Source organism: Brevundimonas diminuta 3F5N (genome assembly GCF_900163625.1).
In the GTDB taxonomy this organism is placed as follows: domain Bacteria; phylum Pseudomonadota; class Alphaproteobacteria; order Caulobacterales; family Caulobacteraceae; genus Brevundimonas; species Brevundimonas diminuta_A.
Genome location: NZ_FUIE01000034.1, coordinates 62,424 through 81,474, shown reverse-complemented (window position 1 = coordinate 81,474; position 19,051 = coordinate 62,424). Strand labels below are relative to the sequence as shown.

The following is a 19,051-nucleotide window of genomic DNA, read 5'->3' as shown; positions in this document are numbered from 1 at the left end:
TCTGCTCTTCAACCGCGCGATCATTGGACGCCGGGGTGCTCACACCCCTCATCCGAGCGCCTCCGGCGCCCACCTTCTCCCACAAGGGGAGAAGGAAAAAAGAGAGTCCAATTCGTCTGAATCGTCTGAAATCCCCCCGCCGCCGCACGGCCGTTCTCCCCTCGGCCGGGGCGCAGTCTAGCACGGGTGAAGCGGGGGGATGGCCGATTGCGGCGAGGGCGGCGTTTTCTTTGGCGGGGCGAACGCCTAAATGGCGGGCATGACGCACTATACCGACAGCCTCAGCCAGCTCGGCGCCCAGACCGCCGCCCCGACCAACCCGGAAGAGGCGGTGCTGGAGCGCGTGCCCAATCCGCACGCCGACACGCTCTATGTGGCGCGCTTCACTGCGCCGGAGTTCACCAGCCTGTGCCCGGTGACGGGCCAGCCCGACTTCGCCCACATCGTCATCGACTATGTGCCGGGCGACTGGCTGGTCGAGAGCAAGAGCCTGAAGCTGTACCTGACCAGCTTCCGCAACCACGGCGCCTTCCACGAGGACTGCACCGTCGCCATAGGCAAGCGCCTAGCCGAACTGCTGCAACCGAAATGGCTGCGCATCGGCGGTTACTGGTATCCGCGCGGCGGCATCCCGATCGACGTCTTCTGGCAGACCGGCGCGCCGTTGGAGGGCGTGTGGCTGCCGGATCAGGGGGTCGCGACCTATCGCGGGCGGGGGTGAGGGGGCTTCGCCGTTTCAGAGTGTTTGAAGTAAGATCTATCGTCGATCTATGGTCGGCGAATGAAAAGACCGATTCCTGGCCAGAAGCATCATTGGTTTCCCAAGGCCATGGCGAAGGCGTGGGTGGATTCAGAAGGCCTAGTCTCGCGCACAAATAGTCGAGGCCTCACCAGCCGGAAGCACCCCAGCGCTATCGGGTATTCCCCTGACCACCACAACATCCTGTCGGACGGTGGTAGCCCATGGGATACGACATTCGAGCCAGATTTCGATACGGCAGATAACGCATTTCCTCGAGTGATCGAGTGGTTGACTGCAATCGCGGATGCCCACCCTAGTGGTGCTCGGATCAGCCCAGTTACCATCTCGACTGCTATGCGTGCGCCGCTCGCGGAATGCTTGGCGTCGTTGGTTGTTCGGAGTCCAAGACTCCGTTATCTTTCCGAAAAGCACGTCTCCGAATTTCAGCTTCAGACAATTGGCTTCGAGGAGCCTCGTAATCTTCACCAAACTGCGGGTGCAAATCTGAGGCGCTGCCAAGAGCCATTCGCACGAGATATCCGAACTGGAGGGAAGTTTGCTTTCCTGATCACACAGGAAGATCATTTCGTGTTCGGGGATGGCTTCATGTCAAACATCAACCCGACTCCAGATCGGGGGCTGAATTCGATGGCTGTTACGGCCTTCACGCCACGGGTTGCGGTGCTTTGGTTTAGTCCAATGCAATACCCATCATACCCAGAAGGTGTGACGATTTCGGTGTCGAAGAACGAAGTGGAAACGTTCAACGATATTGTTCAGATTTATGCCAAGGACAATCTTTTCCATTTAGGAAGTCCCCCAAAGCTTCACGAGGCTTTCCTACACAAGCAACATTACATTGTGACCTCCGAAGGTGCCAATCATCGCGCGCCCTTGGTGGAGGGTTGGAAGTACGAAGCGCTTCAAGTTCGTGAGTACCGATGAGGCGCTTTTTTGACGCAACCGCAGGATTTGGCTTGGAAATCTGACAAGTTCACCCTCATCTCGCTCCGACATTTCTCTTAGCCTCCGCCCATGACCACATCCCCCCGACTCCCGCTCGAAGCCTGGGGCCGCCGCCTGATGGCCCGCGCGGAGGCGTGGGCCGACCGGTCGCGGCTTCGCCGTTACGTCTATGAGTTCCTGTGGTTCGGGCTGAAGCAGGGGTGGGCGTGTCTGTTCGGCGGGGCGATGCTGGCGCTGATCCTGGGGACGTTTCTGTTCTGGCCGGATCAGGCGCCGCTGTCGCGCTATGACTTTCTGGTGCTGGGGGCGCTGGGGATACAGGCGGCGATGCTGGCCCTGAAGCTGGAGAGCTGGGAGGAGGCGCGGGTCATCTTCCTGTTCCATGTCGCCGGGACGATCATGGAGCTGTTCAAGACGTATCACGGGTCGTGGATCTATCCGGAGGAGTCGGTGCTGAGGATCGGCGCCGTGCCGCTGTTCTCGGGCTTCATGTATGCGGCGGTGGGCAGCTACATCGCGCGGGTGCAGCGCATCTTCCATATCCGGGTGCGGAACTATCCGCCGCTGTGGACGACGTGGGTGCTGGCGGCGGCGATCTACGTCAACTTCTTTGCGCATCACTGGCTGCCGGATATCCGGCTGGCGCTGTTCGCGGCGACGGGGCTGCTGTTTATGCGGGGGTGGTTCTACTTCACCGCCGACCGGACGCGGCGGTCGATGCCGCTGCTGCTGGGCTATGGGCTGGTGGCGCTGTTCATCTGGTTCGCGGAGAACCTGGGGACGTTCGCGCGGGCCTGGGTCTATCCGGGGCAGGAGGCCGGATGGGAGATGGTCAGCCTGAACAAGCTGGGGGCGTGGTTCCTGCTGATGATCATTTCGGTGGTGCTGGTGTCGATCGTGCACCGGCCGGAGGAGGAGGGGCGCTGATGCGTCCTTCTCCCCTTGTGGGAGAAGGTGGCCGAGCGCAGCGAGGTCGGATGAGGGGTCTCTCCGCCGTTGCAAAACCCCTCATCCGTCAGCCTTCGGCTGCCACCTTCTCCCACAAGGGGAGAAGGGAGAGGCGTTAGGGCCGCGCCGTGACCTTGTGCTCCAAGTCGGGGCGGGGGCGTTCAAGCGGGGGCTCGGACAGGGAGCCGACGTGGATGAAGCCGGCGATGCTCTCGCCGTCCTCAACGCCGAACAGGGCGACGGCGGCGGGGTCGTAGGAATACCAGTCCGTGATCCAGCTGGCCGAATAGCCCAGCGCATTGGCCGCGTGTTCGAGGTTCATGCAGACGGCGCCGGCGGACAGTTGCTGCTCCCACACCGGAACCTTGTGGCCTTCGATGGGGGTGGAGACGACCATGACGGTCAGCGGCGGGTTGGCCAGCTTGGCCAGGGCGGCGATCTCCTTGCCGGTGCGGGCCTGCGCCTCGCCCAGGACGGTCAGGGCTTCGGACAGTTCGGCGCGGCTGCGCGGGCCTAGAATGACGAAGCGCCAGGGGAACAGCTTGCCGTGGTCCGGCGTGCGGGCTCCCAGCAGCAGCATCTGCTCGATCTCGGCGTCCGAGGGGCCGGGCAGGCTCAGCGACTGGGCTGGGGCCGAGCGGCGCACGGCCAGGCGCGACAGCAGCTCTTCCGAACGGACGGGCAGGGGCAGGGCGGAAGCGAGGTCTGACTGGCTCATGGACGATAGCTAGGCTTTCGCGGCGCGCGGCGCCATAGCAGGGGCATGACCGAAATCCGCGACATCAAACCCCGCTGGGCCGAGAGCCTGCCCGACACGCCGCCGTGGCGCAGCCTGGGCGACAGCGTCCTGGTCGACACGCCCTGGATGCGGGTGACGCGCCACCCGGCCATCGCGCCGACGGGAGCTGACGCCGACTATGTGGTCGTGCGGCCGAAGAATGTGGGCACGGGCGTGCTGCCGCTACATGACGACGGGACGGTCAGTCTGGTCGGGCAGCACCGCTTCGCCCTGATGCGCTATTCGTGGGAGATGCCCGAGGGCGGGGCGCCGCAGGGCGAAGACCCGTTCGAGGCCGTGAAGCGCGAACTGGCCGAGGAGGCGGGGCTGACGGCGGCGCACTGGCGCGCGGCGCTGGACCTGGACCTGTCCAACTCCATCACGGACGAGCGGGCGATGGCCTGGGTGGCGTGGGGTTTGAACGAGACCGAGACGGCGCCGGACGAGACGGAGGTCTTCCTGTCGGCGCGCGTGCCGTTCCGTGATCTGATGGCCGAGATCGCGCGCGGCGCCGTGCGCGACGGGCTGACGGTGGCGACGGCGTACCGCGCCTACCATATGGCGCGGGAGGGCGAACTGCCGGCCGCGCTGGCGCGCGCCATGCTGGGCGCGTAGGATCGCCGCCTGAAGTCGAAGGAAGCCTGATGGCCAAGCTGGAAGTCGTGCCGAAGCAGCCGGACCTGTGGGCGCAGTTGCGCGTCGCAGCCGAGGACGCTGCGCGCGAGGAGCCGCGCCTGGCGTCGCAGCTGAACGCCGTCGTCCTAGCGCACGAGGATTTCGCCGGGGCGCTGAGTTTCCAGATCGCGCGAAAGCTGGGCGATGCGGAACTGGGGGCCATGACGGTGCGTGAGGTGGCCCTGTCGGCCTTCGCCGCCGATCCGGGCATCGTGGCTGCCGCCGAGGCGGACCTAAAGGCGGTGCAGGAGCGCGATCCGGCGATCCGTTCGCTGTTGCAGCCCTTCATGTATTTCAAGGGGTTCCAGGCGTTGCAGGCCTGGCGTGTGGCGCACTGGCTATGGGAGCAGGACCGCGACACCCTGGCCTTCCATTTCCAGAGCCGGATTTCGGAGCTGTTCCAACTGGACATCCACCCGGCGGCGCGGATCGGCTCGGGCGTCTTCCTGGACCACGGCACGGGCATCGTCATCGGCGAGACGGCGGTGATCGGGGACGAGGTGTCCATGCTGCACGCCGTGACCCTGGGCGGGACCGGGGCCGAGCGCGGCGACCGTCATCCGAAGATCGGACGCGGCGTCCTGCTGGGCGCGGGGGCCAAGGTGCTGGGCAACATCACGGTCGGCGACTACGCCAAGGTGGCGTCCGGCTCGGTGGTGCTGAAGCCGGTGCCGGCGGGCTGCACCGTGGCGGGGGTGCCTGCAAGGCTGGTCAACTGCCCGACCGACGCTACGCCCGCGCGGACCATGGACCATACGCTGTCCGACATCGTCTATGACTTCGTGATCTGAGACGCGGCTGTGGGCTGATGCCGTGCGGGCTTCCAATCGGCAGAGGGCTTCTCTAGGGTCCGCCGCCAACGAGATGAACGAGGCTACCCGTGACCGAGAATGATCTGAAGCGCGTCGAGACGCACCTGAAGCGCACCTTCAACCACGGCGGCATCAAGGTGAAGGCCCGTAAGGTCGCCGATTCCGCCGAAGTCTATGTCGATGACGAGTTCATCGGCGTGGTGTTCGAAGATGAGGACGAAGCCGGCTCCTTCATGTTCGAAATGGCCATCCTGGCGGAAGACCTGCCGGAATAAGCCGCCTGAACAGCGAGAATTGAAGAAGGCCGGAGAGGGCGTCCTCTCCGGCCTTCTTTGCGTTTGGGATCAGCGCCCGATCACCAGCCGAACAGGCGGGCGAAGAAGCCTTTCTTCTGCGGGGCGGGGGCCTCGACCGGCTTGACCGGCTCGGCGGCGGGCTTGGGCGCGGCCGCCTGAACGGGCGGTTCGACCGGAGCGGGGGCGGCCGCGACGACAGGCTCGGGCTTCGGCGCGGGCTTGGTCTCTGCGATGGGCGCGGGGGCCAGAGAGGCGGCGATCGGCGTTTCGACCGGGGCCGGAGCAGCGGTCTTGGGCACCGCGGGTTTCTTGGGCGCAGCGGCCTTCTTCGGCGCAGCAGCCTTGGCCGTGGTCGCCTTGGCGGCGGTCGGAGCCTTTGGCGTTGCGGGTTTCTTGGAGGCGGGCGCCTTCGCGGCGGCCTTGGGCGCGGCGGCGGTTTTGGCCGCAGCAGGCTTGGCCGCCTTGGGAGCGGCCTTGGGCGCAGCCGCCTTGGCCGGGGCCTTGGCGGCGGTCTTCGCCGCGGCGGGGGCCTTTACGGCCTTGGGCTTGGCTTCAGCTTTTGTCGCTGTCGCGCTCGACTTTGCCGCCGGTTTCGGCTTGGAAGCGGCGGAGGCCGCTTTCGCGGCAGGTTTCGTTTCAGACGGTGCTTTGGCCATAAACTCCCCGACCCCTCGTTGGACACGGGCGTAAGAACCAAGCCCGCACTGGCGATTCGTCATTATAACGGTGTTTGAGAAATGTCCGAATCCGCAGTTCAGGTGATCGCGCGCGGCGATCGCGCCCCGGCCGAAGCCGCCGCCGCCGCCATCGACGCCAATCCCCTGTTGGAGAACGCGACCTATTCCATCCTGGAAGAGGACGAGGACAAGGAAATCTGGCGCATCGACGCCTTCCCGACGACCGATGAAGAGGCCGAGGGCATCGCCGAAATCCTGCGCGCCACGCCGGGGCTGGAAGTGGTGGTCGAGAAGCTGGCCGACGCTGATTGGCTGGCCATGAGCCTGTCGGGGCTGCCGCCGGTCGAGGCGGGACGCTTCTTCGTCTACGGCGCACACGATCAGGGCAAGATCCCCGAAGGCCGGGTCAATCTGAAGATCGACGCGGGCGCCGCCTTCGGCACCGGCCACCACGGCACGACGGTCGGCTGCCTGGAGGCGTTCGACAATCTGCTGAAGACCGAGACGTTCGAGAAGGTTCTGGACGTGGGCTGCGGCACGGGCGTTCTGGCCATTGCGGCGGCGAAGACCGGCTCGCCCATCGCTGTCGGCACCGACATCGACGAGCCTTCGGCCCGCATCGCCAATGAGAATGCGGTGATCAACGACGCCAAGTGCGAGTTCTATTTCGCCGACGGCCTGAGTGATGCGCGGATTGCGCAGCATGCGCCCTATGATCTGGTGTTCGCCAACATCCTGGCGGCGCCGCTGGTGTTTCTGGCGCCCGAGATCGGCGCCGCGTTGAAGTCGGGCGGGGTGGCCATCCTGTCGGGCCTGCTGCGGACGCAGGAAGAGCGTATTCTGGAAGCCTATCTGCCGCTGGGCTTCGTGGTGGAGCAGACGATCCATCATGATGCGTGGAGCGCGCTGCAGTTGCGTAAATCCTGAGCCTTCTTCCCTGGAGGGAGAAGGTGTCATGCGGAGCATGACGGATGAGGGGGAGGGCGGCATCGCGCACGTCCTTTCCGTCTTGCCTGCTGACACAGCCCCCTCATCCGAGCGCCTCCGGCGCCCACCTTCTCCCTCGAGGGGAGAAGGGATAAGGAACAATCATGCGCCAGACATTCGACGAAACCACCGATCCGTCCTTCGGGGCCAAGCACCTGCCTCTGCTCCGCGCCGAGATGGCGAAGCAGGGCCTCGACGGCCTGCTGGTCCCGCACGAGGACGAGCATCAGAACGAATACCTGCCCGACGCCAATGAGCGGCTGGCCTGGGTCAGCGGCTTCACCGGCTCGGCCGGGGCGGGCGTGGTGCTGAAGGACAAAGCTGCTGTCTTCGTCGATGGTCGCTATACGGTGCAGGCCAAGGCCCAGACGGATGGGGCCCTGTTCGAGCGCCAGCCGCTGAACAAGCTGGCCGATTGGTTGGCGGCCGTGCCATCGGGTGCTGTGATCGGTTATGATCCGCGCCTGCACAGCCCCGATGCGCTGGCGAGCCTGCGCGTCGCCGTGGAAAAGGCCGGGGCGACGCTGAAGGCGGTCGAGGCCAATCCGATCGATCTGGCCTGGGGTGACGCCCGCCCGGCTCAGCCGCAGGCGCCGGTGGCGCCGCACGAAGACCGCTATTCCGGCGAGGACGCTGCGTCCAAGCGCGCCCGCATCGGCAAGGCCATCGCCGACGCCGGGGCTGAGGCCGCCGTGCTGACGGCGCCGTCGTCTCTGGCCTGGCTGTTCAACATTCGCGGCGGCGACGTGATCCGCACGCCCCTGCCGCTGGGACAGGCGGTGGTGAAGGCGGACGGGACGGCCAAGGTCTTCCTCGATCCGGCCAAGGTGACGAATGAATTGCCCGGCTGGCTGGGCGACGCCGTGACGCTGGAGGCGTCCGAGGCCCTGCCGGGCGCGCTGGACGCCCTGTCGGGCCATAAGGTGATGATCGATCCGGCCGTGTCCTCGGCCTGGTATTTCGACCGGCTGGAAGCGGCGGGCGCCGACATCGTGCGCGGCATGGACCCCTGCGCCCTGCCGCGCGCGCAGAAGAACGACGTCGAGATCGAGGGCAGCCGCCGGGCGCACATCCGCGACGGGGCGGCCCTGACGCGCTTCCTGCACTGGGTCGATACGGTCGCCCAGAAGGCGCTGCCGGACGAGCGGGCGGTAGTCGAGGCGCTGGAAGGCTTCCGCGAGGCGACGGGGATGCTGAAGGATCTGTCCTTCGACACCATCGCCGGGGTCGGGCCGAACGGCGCCCTGCCGCACTACAAGCCGGTCGGGGCCAAGATCCGGCCGATGGAGGCGGGTTCGCTGCTGCTGGTCGATGGCGGCGGCCAGTATCTGGACGGGACCACGGACGTGACCCGCACCATGGCCATCGGCGAGGGCACGGCCGATCAGCGCCGGATGTTCACGCTTGTGCTGAAGGGCCATATTGCCATGGCGGTGATCCGCTTCCCTGCTGGGACGAGCGGGCGCCAGCTGGACGCCATTGCGCGCCAGCCGCTGTGGAACGCGGGCTTCGACTTCGATCACGGCACGGGCCACGGCGTGGGGTCGTATCTGGGCGTTCACGAGGGGCCGCAACGCATCGCCGGATGGGGCACGGACCAGCCGCTGCTGACCGGCATGATCCTGTCGAATGAGCCGGGCTATTACCGTGAGGGCGAGTGGGGCATCCGCATCGAGACCCTGCAGGTGGTCACGGCCCCGGCGCAGGTTCCGGGCGGCGAGCGGCCGATGCACGGTTTCGAGCAACTGACGCTGGCGCCGCTGGATCGCCGTCTGATCGACACGGCGCTGCTGACGGCGGATGAGCGGGCTTACGTCGACGCCTATCATGCTGAGGTTCTGGCCAAGGTCGGGCCGCTGCTGGCCGGCGGCGTTCAGAAGGACGAGGCGGCGCTGGAATGGCTGAAGGCGCAGACGACGCCGCTCTAAAAGGAGAAACCCGGCCGATGATCGGCGCCATCGCCCTGCTGCTCGTCTGCCAACTGGCGGGCGAGGTGATCCACCGGCTGACGGGCCTGCCCCTGCCGGGGTCGGTGATCGGCATGGTGCTGTTGCTGGCGTGGCTGGCCTTTGTGCCGAGAGAGCGGCTGACGCTGACCCAGGTGACGGGCTGGCTGACGGCGCATCTGTCGATCATGTTCGTGCCCGCCGCCGTCGGGGTGATGGAGGAGGGGGCGATCCTGTCGCGCCATGGCCTCGGCATCGTCGTGGCGGTGGCGGTCTCGACCCTGTTGACGCTGGCGGTGACGGCGCTGGTGTTCCGCGCTGTGGCCGGACGCGACGAGCCGAACGATGAAGAGGAGGGCGCGTCGTGAGCGATCTGATCGCGACGCCCCTGCTGTGGCTGGCGGTGACGCTGGTGGTGTTCGAGGCGGCTGACATCCTGTCGCGGCGCAGCGGGCGTCATCCGCTGTGCCATCCGGTGCTGCTGGCGACGCCGGTGCTGATCGGAGTGCTGCTGGCGACGAAGACGCCTTATGCGACCTATGCCGAGGCGACGCAGGTGCTGGGCTTCCTGCTGGGACCGGCGGTGGTGGGGCTGGCCGTGCCGATCTGGGCGCAGCGGGCGACGATCCGGCGGCTGGCGAAGCCGTTGGCCTGCGCCCTGCTGGCGGGGGCTGTGACGGCTATCGTCAGCGCCGTGGGCATCGTCTGGTTGTTCGGCGCGCCAGCTGAGATCTTGGCCTCCATAGCACCGCGCGCCACGACCACGCCGGTCGGCATGGCGGTGGCCTCGCAGTTGGGCGGCATACCGGCGCTGGCGGCGGTGATCGTGCTGATGTCGGGGGTGTTCGGGGCGATGACGGCGACGCCGCTGCTGAACCTGCTGAAGATCAGGGATTATCGGGCGCGGGGCTTTGCGGTCGGGGTATCGGCGCATGGCTTCGGCGCGGCGCGGGCGTTTCAGGTGGACCAGACGGCGGGCGCCTTCGCCAGTCTGGGCATGGCGCTGAATGCGGTGGCTACGGCGACGATCCTGTCCATCGTGGCCAGCCTGATCTGAGGCGCGCCCCTTGAAATAAGGCCATACGGCGCCCATCTGGAGAGCGTCGGCGGATGCGCCGCCGACCCCCTCACATCAGAAGGAATGCGCGGATGAAAATGCGCAAGCTGGGCCGTAACGGCCCTGAGGTCTCGGCCGTCGGTCTGGGCTGCATGGGCATGAGCGCCTTTTACGGCGGCGCCGACGAGGCCCAATCCATCGCGGTGATCCACCGCGCGCTCGACCTGGGCGTCACCCTGTTCGACACGGCCGAGATGTACGGCCCCCACACCAATGAAGTCCTGGTGGGCAAGGCGTTGAAGGACCGGCGCGACAAGGCCTTCATCGCCACCAAGTTCGGCATCAATCGCCAGCCGGACGGCTCGGCGATCACGGACGGCTCGCCCGCCAATGTGCGCCGCGCGGTCGAGGGCAGCCTGAGCCGCCTCGGCGTTGATCATATCGACCTCTATTACCAGCATCGCATCGACCCCAATACGCCGATCGAGGAGACGGTCGGGGCGATGGCCGAACTGGTGAAGGAGGGCAAGGTGCGCTTCCTGGGCCTGTCGGAGGCGGCGCCCGCCACCCTGCGCCGCGCCCACGCCGAGCATCCGATCACGGCGTTGCAGACCGAATATTCGCTGTGGAGCCGCGACCCGGAAGACGAACTTCTGGGCGTGGTGCGCGAACTGGGCATCGGCTTCGTGCCTTACAGCCCGCTGGGCCGGGGCTTCCTGTCGGGGGACATCAAGTCGATCGACGATCTGGCGCCGGATGACTTCCGCCGGACGAATCCGCGCTTTGCGGGCGACAACTTCCAGAAGAACCTCGATCTGGTCGATGCGGTCGGCGCCATCGCGGCGGACAAGGGCGTGACGGCGGCGCAACTGGCGCTGGCCTGGGTGCTGGCCCAGGGAGATGATCTGGTCCCCATCCCCGGCACGCGCCGCATCGCCACGCTGGAGCAGAATGCGGCGGCGGCGGACATCGTGCTGACGCCGGATGATCTGGCGCGGATCGAGGCCGTCTTCCCGCGCGGGGCGGCGGCGGGCGAACGCTATGCGCCGGGCGGCATGACGTCGCTGAACCGCTGATGTGAAAACGCCTCCCTCGCGATCGCGAGGGAGGCGTCTTTCATTCGGACCTGTGAGGCAGGCTTACTGGATGCGAGTCCAGGTCTGGGTCTTGCACAGGGGGGCGACGATGCAGCCGCGCAGGCGCAGGGTGTTGTCGTTGGTCATGGTGATGGTCCCGCGATAGGTGCCGCCGTCCGCCGGATTATAGACCGAGCCGCCGCGCCATTCGGTCGGGCCGCCGGTGAAGCCGGAGAGCATGGGCAGGCCGCGCAGGGTGCGGGTGCGTTGGGCTTCGTTCTTGTTGTGCGTGTCGCGGGCGTTGGGGTCGGTGCGGATGTGGTCCGATGTCACCAGCGCGCCGCATAGGGCCTGGCCGCAGCGGGTGATGCGCACCTGGCCGCCGTTGGTCGGGGTTTGCCACAGGCCGGTCGGGTCGCTGGCGAGGGCCGGAGAAGCGAGGGCGGCGGCTGCGACGGCGAGCGCCGCCAGGACGGAGGTCTTCATCGGCGTTTTCCTTCTGATGGATCGGTGGAACGATCCTGCCAGAAGGTTGATCCGGGTTTCAGCCTGAAACAAGGCTGAAATTGTGAACTTCACTCAATGATTACATGACGTTAGGTAAAGTTGAGCGCGCCCGAAACGTCTAAGGCGATGGATTTGGGCGGGTTTCTCCTCCCTATGCCATGGGGAGGAAAGCGCCGGGTCAGCCGCCGCGAGGGCGGCGGGGGCGGGTTCCGGCGTTGGAGCAGGGCGTATAACCGTCGCGCCAGATGCGGCCCAGGGTCAGGCGGCTGGCGTCGGCCAGGGCGCGGCAGTCGGCGGCCTGATGCACCTGAGCCGCGGCCAGAGCCACGGAGGCGCAGGCGAAGGCATCTTCGGCCGCGTCGTGGTGGCGGAAGGCGACGCCCAGTTCGGCGCAGACGTTGTTCAGCTTGTGCGAGGCGAAGTCGGGCCAACTGATCTGGGCCAGTTTGACCGTGCAGAGATAGTCAAACTCGGGATAGGTCAGGCCGTAGTGGTCGCAGGTGTTGCGGATGACGCTGACGTCGAAGGCGGCGTTGTGGGCCAGCACCGTGCGGCCTTCGAGGCGCGGGGCGATGGCGGCCAGAACCGAGGGGAATTCCTCGGCGTCCTCGACCTGTTCGGGGCCGATGCCGTGGAAGGCGATGTTGAAGCTGGCGAACCGCATCCCCGGCGGGCGGATGTAGTGGTGCTCGACGGATTCGATGACGCCGTCGTTGATCCAGGCCAGGCCGATGGAGCAGGGGCTGGCGCGCTGCTCATTGGCGGTTTCGAAGTCGATGGCGACGGCGTGCATTACGAGATCATATTTCAGGCGATGAGGGCCAGCCACTCGTCCTCGGTCAGGACGGCGACGCCGTGCTTTTCGGCGTCCTTCAGCTTGGACCCGGCGCCGGGTCCGGCGACGACGTAGTCGGTTTTTTTGGAGACTGAGCCGCTGACCTTGGCGCCCAGGCTTTCGGCGCGGGCCTTGGCTTCGTCACGGGTGAAGCGTTCCAGCGAGCCGGTGAAGACGACGGTCTTGCCCGCGACGGGGCTGTCGGTCGTGGGGGCGGCCACGTCCTCGACGCACTCAAGTTCGGCCAGTAGGGCGTCGACGACCTGAAGATTGTGCGGCTCGTGGAAGAAGTGGGCCAGAGCCTCGGCGGCGACCGGGCCGACGCCGGAGACGCCCGCGATCTGGTTCAGCATGTCGGAGGGGCCTTCGTTGCGCGCGATGGCGGCCCAGCGCGTCAGGTCGGTCCAGCCATCCGAGATCTCCGCCAGCGAGCGGCGCGCGGGCGCGGCCATGCCGGGGAAGGCGAGGGCGATCTTCTGATCCATCGGCGCTTCCGGCCAGGGATCGTCGGCGGCGGGACGGGCCTCGGCCATCAGGCTCAGAACGCGGGTGGAGATGGCGTGGGTCGCCGCCAGCGTCTTCCAGTCGTCGCTGGCGAGGCCGTTGGCGGCGGCCATGCAGGCGTCGCGGAAGGCGGTCCAACTGCCGAAGGCGCGCGACAAGACCAGCGAGGTTTGTTCGCCGATCTCGCGCACGCCCAGACCGAAGATCAGGCGGTCGAGGCTGATGACGCGGCGCGCGTCGATCCCGGCGATCAGGTTGCCGACGCTGGTCTCGCCATAGCCGTCCTCGGCGCGCAGCAGGGCCAGCTTTTCCTCGTCGCGGGCCAGGCGGAAGATGTCGGCGGGCTCCTTGATCCAGCCGCGCGCGTGGAAGGCGATCAGCTGCTTTTCGCCAAGCCCTTCAATGTCGAAGGCGCGGCGGCTGACGAAGTGCTTGAGGCGCTCGACGATCTGGGCGTCGCAGATCAGGCCGCCGGTGCAGCGGCGCTTGACCTCATCCCCTTCGCGCACGGCTTCGGAGCCGCAGACGGGGCAGGTGGTGGGGAAGACGTAGGGCTGGGCGCCGTCGGGGCGCAGGGTTTCGATCACGCCGACAATCTGGGGGATGACGTCGCCGGCGCGTTGCAGGACGACGGTGTCGCCGATGCGCACGTCCTTGCGGGCGATCTCGTCCTCGTTGTGCAGGGTGGCGTTGCGGACCACGACGCCGCCGACGGTGACGGGGTGCAGGCGGGCGACGGGGGTCAGGGAGCCGGTGCGGCCGACCTGAATGTCGATTCCTTCCAGCACGGTCGTCGCCTGTTGCGCCGGGAACTTGTGGGCGATGGCCCAGCGGGGGCTGCGGGCGATGAAGCCGAGGCGCTGCTGCCAGTCCAGCCGGTCGACCTTATAGACCACGCCGTCGATGTCGTAGCCGAGGCGGCTGCGGTCGGCCTCCAGCGCCTGATAGACGCCGATCAGCCCTTCCGCGCCCTCGACGCGGGCGGAGCGGTCGTTGACCTGAAAGCCCCAGGCGCGGAAGGCCTCCAGCGCGCCGTGTTGCGTCTCGGCGAAGGGGGCGGAGGTCTCGCCCCAAGCGTAGGCGAAGAAGGTCAGGGGGCGCAGGGCCGTGATCTTCGGGTCTTTCTGGCGCAGCGACCCGGCGGCGAAGTTGCGCGGGTTGGCGTAGGTGCGGCGCCCTTCCGCCTCGGCGGCGGCGTTGAAGGCGTCGAAGGCGGCGTTGGGGGCATAGACCTCGCCCCGGATCTCGATGACGTCGGGCCAGCCGGAGCCCGCCAACGTCTGGGGGATGCTGTTCAGCGTGCGCAGGTTGGCGGTTACGTCCTCGCCGGTCTTGCCGTCGCCGCGTGTGGCGCCCTGGACCAGGACGCCCTTTTCATAGCGCAAGCTGGCGGACAGGCCGTCGATCTTGGGCTCGGCGACGAAGGCGATGGGCTCGTCGCCCGGCAGCTTCAGGAAGCGGGCGATGCGGGCCACGAAGTCGCGTACCTCGCCGTCGTCGAAGGCGTTGTCCAGCGACAGCATGGGCACGCCGTGGCGGACCTCGGCGAACTGGCTAGAGACCGGAGCGCCGACGCGCTGGGACGGAGAGACGGCGCTGCTCAGGGCCGGGAAGCGGGTCTCGATGTCGAGGGCGCGGCGCTTCAGGTTGTCATAGTCGGCGTCGGAAATCTCGGGCGCGGCGTCGGCGTAGTAGAGGGCGTCGTGACGCGCCAGTTCGGCCGACAGGCGCTCCAGTTCTTCGCGCGCCTGGGCTTCGGTCAGGGTTTCGACGGACGTGAAGAGGTCGGACATGAGAATCGCAGGAAGTCGGCAAAGGCGGAACGGTTCCTTATCATCCCCCGACCTTGATGGCAGACGCGGCATGACAGAAACGTAATCTGACGCAGGGGGCAGGGGCCGCTAGCGTCGCGCCTCAAAGATTCCTGCCGGAGCCCTTCCATGCGTCCTGTCCTCGTCAGCCTGTCCGTGATCGCCGCCGCCCTGACGCTGGCCGCCTGTGAGACGCCCGTGTCGCAGGCGGTGTCGGAGGCGACAGCCCCGGTCGTCGCCGGCTCGGCTGACTACGCCCAACTCATGGACGACCTGCGCATCCTCTCGGCCGACGACATGCAGGGGCGCGACACCGGCTCTGAGGGCGGGGCCAAGGCGCGCGAATACATCGTCAGCCGACTGGAGGCGCTGGGCGTCCAGCCGTCGCCGATGGGGCGTCTGCAGCCGTGGGAGATGTCGGGCCGCACGCGCGAAGGGACGAAGACCTACAGCGGAACCAACATCATCGGCGTGATCCCCGGTACGCGCGTGGCCGACAAATACATCGTGGTCACGGCCCACTATGACCACGTCGGCGTCAACGACGGCCAAATCTACAACGGGGCGGACGACAACGCCTCGGGCGTGGCGACTATGCTGGAGCTGGCCAGGCGGCTGAAGGCCAATCCGCCCGAGCACAGCGTCCTGATCGTGGCGCTGGACGGAGAGGAGCGGGGCCTGCTGGGCGCCAAGCATTTCGTCGAGGCGCCGCCGGTGCCGCTGCACGCGATCTCTATGAACCTGAATTTCGACATGACGGCGCGGGCTGACAGCGACGGCAAGCTGTGGGTGACAGGCACCTATCAGCACCCCTATTTCCGCCCGGTGCTGGAGCGACTTCCGGCGCGTCAGACGGTCGCCCTGGCCTTCGGCAAGGACACGCCTGACGACAAGGGCGCCGACAACTGGGTCGAGGCGTCGGACCATGCCGCCTTCCACCGCGCGGGCCTGCCGTTCCTGTATTTCGGGGTGAATTATCACACGGACTATCACCGCCCGAGCGACGACTTCGAGAAGGTCAATCCGGCGGTGTTCCAGGACTCGACCGAACTGGCCATCGGCGGCTTCCGCGCGCTGGATCAGTGGCTGGATCAGTGATTTTCGCGAGCGCGAAACGCTTGCAAAGATAGGCCTTGAAACCGCCTTCAGAGCGGCGTTCTGTCGCACCTTCATCAGTCGAGAGAATGCAGATGTCGGCGACGCAGGGCTTTGATCTTCAGCGAGTGCAGAAGCTGCGGAAGGCGGCGCTGCTGGTCGGACTGATCGGCGTGGTCGGGCTGGCCTTCGTCAGCAGGTCCATCGGCGGCGAGACCATGCTGCATGAGGGGCTGGAGGGGTTCGGCCTGGGCCTGATCGTCGTCTGCATCGTCGGCCGGGCCTGGTGTTCGCTCTATATCGGCGGGCGCAAGAAGGCCGAGATCGTGGATCGCGGACCCTATTCGATCAGCCGCAACCCTTTGTATGTCTTCAGCTTCATGGGGGCGTTCGGCGTAGGCGCGCAGACGGGCAGCGTGACGCTCGCGACCGTTTTCCTGCTGCTGACCGTCGCGGTCTTCTACGCCACGGTGAAGCGTGAAGAGGCCTGGCTGGCGGGCGCGTTCGGCCAGACCTATGCGGACTATTGCGCGCGGACGCCGCGCTTCGGGCCGGACTTCTCCAAATGGCGCGACGCCGACAGCCTGGAGGTGCGGCCGCAGTTCTTCCTGACGACGCTGCGCGACGGCCTGGTCTTCCTGCTGGCCGTGCCGCTGTTCGAGTCGGTCGAGCGGTTGCAGGATCTGGGCTGGCTGTCGGCCCTGGTGCGCCTGCCTTGAGGACTGTGCCGATTCTGCTGGCGACGGCGCTAGCCCTGACGGTCGCCGCCTGCGAACGCGGCGCGGCGCCCGAGAAGACGGCGCAGGCGACCGCCTTCAAGCATGACCTGCCCGAGGACGTGTCCGGCTATTACATCCCCACGACGGCGGTTCAGGTCGGCGATTGGCGGCTGCATCACCTGTTCATGGGCCAGGTTCCCGACTTCATGGCTTGGCGCGATGGCCAGCGGACGGTGGGATTCGCGCCGATCATGATGGAGTTCGAAGCGGGGGATAAGACGCGGCGTACGCGGCTGATTCCGACGGCCTATGACGTGAGCGAGGACCGGGTGCGCTTCGAGGCGACGTCGCGGGAGCTGGGGGCGGTGTCGTTCGATGGAAGGCTCGACCAGGATGCGCTGGCGAAGGCGCGGCGCAATCTGGGAGATCAGGGCGTCGTCCTGAAGGGGACGCTGAAGGTCGGGGGGCGGACCTTCGACGGGGTGTCGATGCGATGGTGGGCGGGGGACTGAGCCCCCGCCGCTGATACCGATCCTTAGGCGACGGTCGCCTTGACGATCTTGCCCGGCGCGCGGGGCGGCTCGCCCTTCGGCAGGGCGTCGACGTGATCCATGCCCTCGATCACTTCACCCCAGACGGTGTACTGGCCGTCCAGGAAGCGGGCGTCGTCGAAGCAGATGAAGAACTGCGAGTTGGCGCTGTCCGGGTTGGCGGTGCGGGCCATCGAGCAGACGCCGCGGACGTGCGGCTCCTTCGAGAATTCCTGCTTCAGGTTCGGCTTCTTCGAGCCCGAGGTGCCGGTGCCCGTCGGGTCGCCGCCCTGGGCCATGAAGCCCGGAATCACGCGGTGGAAGACCACGCCGTCGTAGAAGCCTTCCTTGGCCAGGTCGGTGATCTGCTTGACGTGGTTCGGGGCCAGGTCGTCGCGCAGCTTGATGACGACGTTGCGGTCTTCGCCGTCGCCGGTGTCCAGGGTGAAGGTCAGGGTTTGGTCGGCCATCGGGCGCTCCTTGAGGTTATGCGAGCCGGAATTGTGCGCGGGTCATAGCGGCTGAACGCCGTCAGGGCTATGTGGGAAGCATGAGTGAAGACGAAAAGCCCGCCGACAAGCCGCAGGAACGCCGCCGCATGGTGCGCCTGCCCACGGGCGGCACCGCAGCCGGGCGCAAGGTCGGCCAGAAGATCAAGACGGCCGACAAGAAGTCCCTGTCCAGTCAGGCCTGGATCAAGCGTCAGCTGTCGGACGAATGGTCCGACCGCGCGCGCGCCGAGGGCTGGCGCAGTCGCGCGGCCTTCAAGCTGATGGAGATCGACGACAAGTTCCGGCTGATCCGGCACGGCTCGCGGGTCATCGACCTGGGCGCGGCGCCGGGCGGCTGGGTGCAGGTGGCGCTGGATCGCGGCGCGGCGGCGGTGGCGGGCGTGGACCTGCTGATGATCGAGCCGATTCCGGGCGCGACGCTGGTTCAGGCCGATTTCACCGATCCGGGCGTGGATCAGCAGATGCTGGACGCCATCGGCGGACCGCCGGACCTGGTGCTGTCGGACATGGCGCACAACACCATCGGCCATCGCCAGACCGACCACCTGAAGATCATCGCCCTGATCGAGATCGCGGCTGACTTCGCCATCCGCACCTTGCGGCCGGGCGGGAATTTCGTGTCGAAAAACTTCCAGGGCGGCGACGCCGGCGGGGTGCTGACGCGCCTGCGTGAAGAGTTCGAGACGGTGAAATACGTGAAGCCCGAATCGAGCCGCAAGGGCAGCGCCGAGGTCTTCCTGGTGGCGCTGAACAAGCGGTAGACCTTCCCCTCTTCTGCTCCCTTTTCTGCCGTCATCCTCGGGCTTGACCCGAGGATCCAGCTATCCGTCTGCGTGACGTGGGCAAGGATGAGCGCGCCGCCGCACTGGATCCTCGGGTCAAGCCCGAGGATGACGGCGTGTGGGAGTGGGCGGCGCTGTGAGGGTGTCGCGTGGAGGCGTGGTGAAGAGCGCTGCTTACGCCGACGCGCCCTCGGTCGCCGCTTCGGCGGCGCGGCGAGCGGCCTTCTTGGCCTCGTGCCGCGTCCAGATGCGGTCGTGCAGGGTGAAGAAGACCGTCTGCACCAGAGGCTCGATCGTGCCGATGGCCAGGGCGATGCGGATGTCGCGCGTCAGGGCGTAGGCCACCAGAACCGCCACCGTGAAGTGCATGACGCCGTAGGTGCCGGTCTTCAGCGCGATCTGCTTTAGATTGCGGGGCAGGGCGTGGCTGTGCCCGTGTCCATGGCCGTGGTGGTTGTGGGCGCGATTCTGCTCATGCGCGTTCATGACCTCCAGACGGGCGGTGAAGGCCTCGGCCGTCTCCTCGACGCCGGACAGCATCTTGCGGCGCTCGACCCGGTGCCAGACGCGGTCGTGGACGGAATAGGCGATGGTCTGGAAGATCGGCTCGACCACCCCGACCGCCAGCGCCAGGCGCCAGTCGCGCGTCAGGGCGAAGGCCACAAGGATCGCCACGATCAGGTGCATGGCGCCGTAGCTCGCAATCTTGAGAGCGAGCTGCCGCGCCGTGTTGATCAAGATGCGAACCATTATCGGGAAATGCGGCCTCTCGCCGTCCGTTTCAAGGCAATTCCTC

The 19,051-nt window shown here is 67.0% G+C and carries 22 protein-coding genes; 15 read left to right on the top strand and 7 right to left on the bottom strand.

The window, feature by feature from the left end; genetic code table 11:
* The first annotated feature begins 259 nt into the window (after positions 1-259).
* From queF to FM111_RS06380, 3 genes are all read left to right on the top strand, one after another.
* A complete protein-coding gene (gene queF, locus FM111_RS06385) occupies positions 260-721 on the top strand; it encodes a preQ(1) synthase (protein WP_087140093.1) in 462 nt (153 codons plus the stop codon).
* Between the two features lie 60 nt (positions 722-781).
* Positions 782-1,687: a hypothetical protein gene (locus tag FM111_RS16170; RefSeq protein ID WP_143276054.1), complete on the top strand. Its 906-nt coding sequence runs from the start codon at positions 782-784 to the stop codon at positions 1,685-1,687.
* 90 nt (positions 1,688-1,777) lie between these two features.
* A complete protein-coding gene (locus FM111_RS06380) occupies positions 1,778-2,635 on the top strand; it encodes a DUF817 domain-containing protein (protein WP_087140090.1) in 858 nt (285 codons plus the stop codon).
* Positions 2,636-2,771: 136 nt separating this feature from the next.
* On the opposite strand, the gene FM111_RS06375 is transcribed toward FM111_RS06380, so the two are convergent.
* Positions 2,772-3,374: a nitroreductase family protein gene (locus FM111_RS06375; RefSeq protein WP_087140088.1), complete on the bottom strand. Its 603-nt coding sequence runs from the start codon at positions 3,372-3,374 to the stop codon at positions 2,772-2,774.
* Positions 3,375-3,419: 45 nt separating this feature from the next.
* Here FM111_RS06375 and FM111_RS06370 point away from each other — a divergent pair, with 45 nt between their 5' ends.
* From FM111_RS06370 to FM111_RS06360, 3 genes are all read left to right on the top strand, one after another.
* Positions 3,420-4,049 (top strand): NUDIX domain-containing protein, encoded by a 630-nt coding sequence (locus tag FM111_RS06370; protein WP_087140086.1) that lies wholly within the window; start codon positions 3,420-3,422, stop codon positions 4,047-4,049.
* Positions 4,050-4,078: 29 nt separating this feature from the next.
* Positions 4,079-4,900, top strand: coding sequence for a serine O-acetyltransferase (cysE, locus tag FM111_RS06365; RefSeq protein ID WP_087140084.1), 822 nt, complete (start codon positions 4,079-4,081; stop codon positions 4,898-4,900).
* Positions 4,901-4,989: 89 nt separating this feature from the next.
* Positions 4,990-5,196 (top strand): DUF3126 family protein, encoded by a 207-nt coding sequence (locus FM111_RS06360; RefSeq protein ID WP_003164469.1) that lies wholly within the window; start codon positions 4,990-4,992, stop codon positions 5,194-5,196.
* Positions 5,197-5,276: 80 nt separating this feature from the next.
* Here FM111_RS06360 and FM111_RS16165 read toward each other — a convergent pair whose 3' ends face one another.
* Positions 5,277-5,873, bottom strand: coding sequence for a hypothetical protein (locus FM111_RS16165; RefSeq protein WP_143276053.1), 597 nt, complete (start codon positions 5,871-5,873; stop codon positions 5,277-5,279).
* A gap of 81 nt (positions 5,874-5,954) precedes the next feature.
* Between FM111_RS16165 and FM111_RS06345 the strand changes: the two genes are divergently transcribed.
* From FM111_RS06345 to FM111_RS06325, 5 genes are all read left to right on the top strand, one after another.
* Complete coding sequence (locus FM111_RS06345) at positions 5,955-6,821, top strand: 50S ribosomal protein L11 methyltransferase (RefSeq protein WP_087140078.1); 867 nt, start codon at positions 5,955-5,957, stop codon at positions 6,819-6,821.
* A 164-nt stretch (positions 6,822-6,985) separates the two neighbouring features.
* Positions 6,986-8,809 carry an aminopeptidase P family protein gene (locus FM111_RS06340; protein ID WP_087140076.1) on the top strand — a complete coding sequence of 608 codons (1,824 nt, stop codon included), beginning with the start codon at positions 6,986-6,988 and terminating at the stop codon, positions 8,807-8,809.
* 17 nt (positions 8,810-8,826) lie between these two features.
* Positions 8,827-9,195: a CidA/LrgA family protein gene (locus FM111_RS06335; RefSeq protein ID WP_087140073.1), complete on the top strand. Its 369-nt coding sequence runs from the start codon at positions 8,827-8,829 to the stop codon at positions 9,193-9,195.
* Positions 9,192-9,884, top strand: coding sequence for an LrgB family protein (locus FM111_RS06330; protein WP_087140071.1), 693 nt, complete (start codon positions 9,192-9,194; stop codon positions 9,882-9,884). The genes FM111_RS06335 and FM111_RS06330 overlap by 4 nt, the downstream gene beginning before the upstream one ends.
* 92 nt (positions 9,885-9,976) lie before the next feature.
* Positions 9,977-10,960 (top strand): aldo/keto reductase, encoded by a 984-nt coding sequence (locus FM111_RS06325; protein ID WP_087140069.1) that lies wholly within the window; start codon positions 9,977-9,979, stop codon positions 10,958-10,960.
* Positions 10,961-11,023: 63 nt separating this feature from the next.
* Here the strand turns inward: FM111_RS06325 and FM111_RS06320 are convergent, their stop codons facing one another.
* From FM111_RS06320 to ligA, 3 genes are all read right to left on the bottom strand, one after another.
* On the bottom strand, positions 11,024-11,446 hold the full coding sequence (locus tag FM111_RS06320; RefSeq protein WP_087140067.1) for a DUF2147 domain-containing protein: 423 nt from the start codon (positions 11,444-11,446) through the stop codon (positions 11,024-11,026).
* Between the two features lie 199 nt (positions 11,447-11,645).
* Positions 11,646-12,260: a 3'-5' exonuclease gene (locus FM111_RS06315; protein WP_087140065.1), complete on the bottom strand. Its 615-nt coding sequence runs from the start codon at positions 12,258-12,260 to the stop codon at positions 11,646-11,648.
* 14 nt (positions 12,261-12,274) lie between these two features.
* A complete protein-coding gene (ligA, locus tag FM111_RS06310) occupies positions 12,275-14,599 on the bottom strand; it encodes an NAD-dependent DNA ligase LigA (RefSeq protein ID WP_087140063.1) in 2,325 nt (774 codons plus the stop codon).
* Between the two features lie 147 nt (positions 14,600-14,746).
* Here ligA and FM111_RS06305 point away from each other — a divergent pair, with 147 nt between their 5' ends.
* The 3 genes from FM111_RS06305 to FM111_RS06295 all read left to right on the top strand — a co-directional run bounded on the left by FM111_RS06305 (position 14,747) and on the right by FM111_RS06295 (position 16,943).
* Positions 14,747-15,715 (top strand): M20/M25/M40 family metallo-hydrolase, encoded by a 969-nt coding sequence (locus tag FM111_RS06305; RefSeq protein ID WP_087140061.1) that lies wholly within the window; start codon positions 14,747-14,749, stop codon positions 15,713-15,715.
* Between the two features lie 92 nt (positions 15,716-15,807).
* A complete protein-coding gene (locus FM111_RS06300; protein WP_087140092.1) occupies positions 15,808-16,431 on the top strand; it encodes a methyltransferase family protein in 624 nt (207 codons plus the stop codon).
* Positions 16,432-16,436: 5 nt separating this feature from the next.
* On the top strand, positions 16,437-16,943 hold the full coding sequence (locus FM111_RS06295; RefSeq protein ID WP_087140059.1) for a hypothetical protein: 507 nt from the start codon (positions 16,437-16,439) through the stop codon (positions 16,941-16,943).
* 23 nt (positions 16,944-16,966) lie between these two features.
* On the opposite strand, the gene FM111_RS06290 is transcribed toward FM111_RS06295, so the two are convergent.
* Entirely contained in the window at positions 16,967-17,431 is a 465-nt protein-coding gene (locus FM111_RS06290) for a peptidylprolyl isomerase (RefSeq protein ID WP_087140057.1), read from the bottom strand.
* A gap of 80 nt (positions 17,432-17,511) precedes the next feature.
* Here FM111_RS06290 and FM111_RS06285 point away from each other — a divergent pair, with 80 nt between their 5' ends.
* Positions 17,512-18,234, top strand: coding sequence for an RlmE family RNA methyltransferase (locus FM111_RS06285; protein WP_087140054.1), 723 nt, complete (start codon positions 17,512-17,514; stop codon positions 18,232-18,234).
* A 195-nt stretch (positions 18,235-18,429) separates the two neighbouring features.
* Here the strand turns inward: FM111_RS06285 and FM111_RS06280 are convergent, their stop codons facing one another.
* Complete coding sequence (locus tag FM111_RS06280; protein WP_087140052.1) at positions 18,430-19,005, bottom strand: DUF2061 domain-containing protein; 576 nt, start codon at positions 19,003-19,005, stop codon at positions 18,430-18,432.
* Positions 19,006-19,051 lie beyond the last annotated feature (46 nt).